At 34.0% G+C, this 4,052-nt stretch carries 6 protein-coding genes; 2 read left to right on the top strand and 4 right to left on the bottom strand.

Annotation, left to right across the window (positions count from 1 at the left end; all coding sequences use genetic code 11):
* Positions 1–134 precede the first annotated feature (134 nt).
* From EC501_RS18110 to EC501_RS18095, 4 genes are all read right to left on the bottom strand, one after another.
* A complete protein-coding gene (locus EC501_RS18110; protein ID WP_122973736.1) occupies positions 135–914 on the bottom strand; it encodes an alpha/beta hydrolase family protein in 780 nt (259 codons plus the stop codon).
* Complete coding sequence (locus tag EC501_RS18105; protein ID WP_122973735.1) at positions 898–1,365, bottom strand: NUDIX domain-containing protein; 468 nt, start codon at positions 1,363–1,365, stop codon at positions 898–900. The genes EC501_RS18110 and EC501_RS18105 overlap by 17 nt, the downstream gene beginning before the upstream one ends.
* A 54-nt stretch (positions 1,366–1,419) precedes the next feature.
* Positions 1,420–1,734, bottom strand: a complete 315-nt coding sequence (locus EC501_RS18100) for a transposase (protein WP_122973734.1) — start codon at positions 1,732–1,734, stop codon at positions 1,420–1,422.
* An 89-nt stretch (positions 1,735–1,823) separates the two neighbouring features.
* Positions 1,824–2,273 (bottom strand): Dps family protein, encoded by a 450-nt coding sequence (locus tag EC501_RS18095; protein ID WP_122973733.1) that lies wholly within the window; start codon positions 2,271–2,273, stop codon positions 1,824–1,826.
* A 295-nt stretch (positions 2,274–2,568) separates the two neighbouring features.
* On the opposite strand from EC501_RS18095, the gene yidD reads away from it, so the two are divergent.
* Positions 2,569–2,802, top strand: coding sequence for a membrane protein insertion efficiency factor YidD (yidD, locus tag EC501_RS18090; protein WP_122973732.1), 234 nt, complete (start codon positions 2,569–2,571; stop codon positions 2,800–2,802).
* Between the two features lie 103 nt (positions 2,803–2,905).
* Positions 2,906–3,928, top strand: a complete 1,023-nt coding sequence (locus tag EC501_RS18085) for a metal ABC transporter solute-binding protein, Zn/Mn family (RefSeq protein ID WP_122973731.1) — start codon at positions 2,906–2,908, stop codon at positions 3,926–3,928.
* The last annotated feature ends 124 nt before the right edge of the window (positions 3,929–4,052 follow it).

Raw genomic sequence — 4,052 nt, 5'->3', positions numbered from 1 at the left:
ATCATTACCGAGGTCAATGGAACTTAAAAAAGATGACGCCTGCACAATACAGTCACCATCTTCTTCAAGTTGCTTAAAAGCCTTTTTTAAAAATGTCCTTTACAAAGGGTACACTTTAATTTAGACGTCCCTTTTTATTTTAATTTCATCCATTCACAAAGAGCCTTTACTGTCTGTCTGTTTAATTGGGGTGGATAATGATGGGATAACCCGGAAGAATACCAAGTTTCAACTTGCTTATTTTCTTTTATTAATGCTTGTTCCAATTCATAGGCTTGATGAATACTTACATTCTCATCCTCTGTTCCATGAATAATTAAAACCGGAGCATGAATGTCATTCACTTTAAAAATAGGCGTTCGTTCATCATATTTCTCCTGTTCTTTATTAGGAGAACCTCCAATAATTCTTTTCAAAGTTCTTCGCATATCAACTCGTTCCATATACATGGAAGTAACATTGGATACACCAGCCCACGTTACAACCGATTTAATATCGTTTCGCAAAATCGCCGTCCATAAAGCCATTAAACCACCACGGGAAAAGCCGAATAAATGCACGTCTTTTTTCTCAACAAATTGCTTTAAAACTTCTACACTATGGATCGCATCAAAACGGTCGTCCCCTGCCATTTCGTCTCTTCCTTCTCCACCACGGTTCCCCCGGTAATAAGGAGCAAATACAATAAATCCTTGACTTGCAAATTGGGCTATCCGGGATGGACGTACCATACCGATTGACTGTAAACCTCCGCGCAAATATAGTAATGCTTCACAATCATCCTCGTGGACGGGTTTTGCTAATAAACCTTTTACTCGAAGGCCTTGGGACCAATATATAATTTCTTTTAATACGACATTAGGATTTGGTGAAGGATAACTTCGAATTGATTCGATACTACCATTGTCTTTCATGATGCTTCACTTCCTGTAACATCTTTTTCATTCCCCTATCCTTCATGTAAAAACTTAAATGGGGATGGTTTATTAATTCTTCTGTAGTAAGCCACGTCATTCCTAACGTCTCATACTCTTCCACAAATTCATCAATTCTTTCGACTTTTCCAGTAAAAACGGCTTTGCAAAATGGGACTTTATCATGGACAACATAATAAGCAAACCATTTTAAATCTGAAATATGTACTGCCGTTTCTTCATATACTTCGCGAATCGCTGCTTCTTCCAACGTTTCACCTGGCTCTACTTTGCCACCTGGAAATTCGATACCACGCTTTTTATTAATCGTACAAAGCCATTTTCCTTTATAACAAACGAAAACAAGTACATGTTTTGGTTCAATTTCAAATGGACCATCATCAAATCTTAAATCCACTTTGCAACCATTTTCATCAATAAAAGTAAACATCCCTTTGCTCATCTCCTATACATAATTATAGTCTAGCGAAGGGATGTTTCGTAATCAATGGAAATACGGTAATTGTTCTACAAATTGTTTTGTATAATCATCACCAAATTCATGAATTAGCGCATAAATCTTTTTTAAACGATTGTCAATTTCATCATTGGATTCATCTAAATGATAAGGTAAATAAGGTAAATGGGCACGAACAATATTATCAAATTCCAATGAATCCATCTGCATGAATAACCTTTCAAAAATTCTTGCTTTATCACTATCCATTTTTAATTTAAATTCACAAGGTAACCCTAATGGATAATAACTATATGACTGGTTCACGACAGAAACATATATCGTTGTATCGATGACAATCACTCCTTTTATTCAGTATGGAGCGAAAAAAAGTGAACTATTCATGAACAAAATTTAGCATTGATACATCGATTCGTTTCACTTTTAAAAAGTTACTGATTATTCCCTAAAAAAGCGGAAAGCATCCAAGTATGTTTTTCTAAACTTTGAACCATTTCATTTAACATATCTTCCGTGCGATCGTCCCCTTCTTCAGCGGCTTGTTGCATGGCTTCCTTTAAAAAACCCATAATCGTTTTAAAATCAGTAATCGTTGTTTGAACCATGTCTTCCGTAGTTTCTGAACCGGTTGCCTCTTTAATATGGGACATTTGAAGATGTTCCGTTAATGTTGCAACAGGTTTTCCACCTTTAGTAAGGATTCTTTCCGCAACCTCATCTAAATTTAAAGTGACTTCATTGTATAATTCTTCAAACTTCTCATGAAGGGTAAAGAATGAAGGTCCGTTTACATACCAATGATAATTATGAAGCTTTGTATAAAGGACTGACCAAGTAGCTACAAGATCGTTTAATTGTTCGATTAATGGTTTGTTTGTCATGATATCCACCTCTTCAATCTTATTGACGATAATCAATAATTTTTTTGTCTTTTTTCGTTCATACTACGAATAGTTTGGACAACTAATAAAGATTTATGACCTTTTTTACAGACATTATTGTTAATGTCATCATTACTATAACCGTTCTTTATTACTTTAAAACATCATGAACGAAACCTTTTCTATGAAAATGCAAAAATACTAATCTTGTTACCCTATTTGTTTTATAATAAAAAATATAGAAAAGATTTGATTTCAATCTGTCTAACGATTCATACGATTAGGAGTTCAAAAAATGAAATATCCTTTTATTTTACTTATTAAATTTTATCGAAAATTTATTTCACCTGTTACGCCCCCTACATGCCGTTTCCACCCTACTTGTTCCGAATACGGTCTTGAAGCCTTTCGAAAACACGGTGCAATAAAGGGAATTATCTTAACAACTATCCGTATATTAAAATGCCAACCTTTCCATCCAGGAGGATATGATCCTGTTCCTGAAAAATGGCCTTCGAAAAAAAAATAATTCGAAGGCTTTTTTTTATTGTATTTTTTTAATGAATCATGTATTATTGAGAATGTTGAAATTTCAAATCGTAATTATTACTATTTAAAAAGGATGAAATAAAATGAAAAAATTTGCTTTTTTATTGTTAATTGCTGTTCTATCCATTGGTTTAGCTGCATGTAACAGTACGAATAATGGATCTTCAAATAGTACTACAACCAAAAATGAATCTTCTTCTGAGCAAGATTCATCAAAATTAAACGTTTATACAACAGTTTATCCATTAAGTTACTTTGCTGAACGTATTGGTGGAGACTTTGTAAATGTGTCTTCCATTTATCCTCCTGGTTCAAATGAACATACTTATGAACCGACACAACAAGATATGATGTCATTGGCAGATGCTGATCTATTTTTCTATATTGGTCTTGGACTTGAAGGCTTTGTAGAAAATGCTCAAAAGACTTTAGAAGGCGAAAATGTGAAACTAGTTGCAGCAGCAGACTATATTTCTGATGATCAATTAAATGCTTCTGCAGAAGAAGAACATGACCACGAGCATGAAGAAGGGGAAACCCACGATCATGATGAAAGTGAAGGACATGAAGGACATAATCACGGTGATATCGACCCCCATGTTTGGCTTTCTCCAATTTTAGCAAAGGATTTAGCATTGGCAGTTAAGGAAGAACTTGTTGCTTCTTTACCAGAACAAGAAGTAACTTTTAATGAAAACTATGAATTATTAATTGAAGAGTTAGATTCGTTGGATCAACAATTTAAAGAAATGGCTTCTGCAGCGAAAACGAAAACATTCTTTGTTTCCCATGCTTCTTTTGGATACATCGCGAAACAATATGGTTTAGAACAAGTAGCTATTGCAGGAATTAATTCTCAAAGCGAGCCTTCCCAAAAAGAACTAGCTAGCATCGTAGAACAGGCACAAGAATTAAACATTCAATATATTTTATTTGAACAAAACGTTTCTTCAAAACTTTCTTCGGTTATACAAAATGAAGTAGGTGCAGGCACACTGGAGTTACATAACTTGAGTGTGTTAACAGAAGAAGATATAAACAATAATGAAACATACTTCACGTTAATGGAAAAAAATATAGAAACATTCAAAAAAGCATTAAACTAAAAGAAAGAGGCTGGGACATAACTAGCTTCAAATAGTGAGAAAGGTGAATTTGAGGAAACTCAAATTCACCTTTCTCTATTTTGGTGTGTAAATTCTTTTTTTCTTTAGTTAATGGCCGTGAATT

It is taken from the genome of Lysinibacillus halotolerans, assembly GCF_003711845.1.
Classification (GTDB): domain Bacteria; phylum Bacillota; class Bacilli; order Bacillales_A; family Planococcaceae; genus Ureibacillus; species Ureibacillus halotolerans.
The sequence above is the reverse complement of the archived record's forward strand: the minus strand, read 5'-3'. Positions and strand labels throughout refer to the sequence as shown.

Excerpts from the sequence above, each read along its gene's own strand:
- EC501_RS18110 (WP_122973736.1), bottom strand. The coding sequence starts at position 914 with ATGAAAGACAATGGTAGTATCGAATCAATTCGAAGTTATCCTTCACCA.
- EC501_RS18105 (WP_122973735.1), bottom strand. The coding sequence starts at position 1,365 with ATGTTTACTTTTATTGATGAAAATGGTTGCAAAGTGGATTTAAGATTT.
- EC501_RS18095 (WP_122973733.1), bottom strand. The coding sequence starts at position 2,273 with ATGACAAACAAACCATTAATCGAACAATTAAACGATCTTGTAGCTACT.
- yidD (WP_122973732.1), top strand. The coding sequence starts at position 2,569 with ATGAAATATCCTTTTATTTTACTTATTAAATTTTATCGAAAATTTATT.
- EC501_RS18085 (WP_122973731.1), top strand. The coding sequence starts at position 2,906 with ATGAAAAAATTTGCTTTTTTATTGTTAATTGCTGTTCTATCCATTGGT.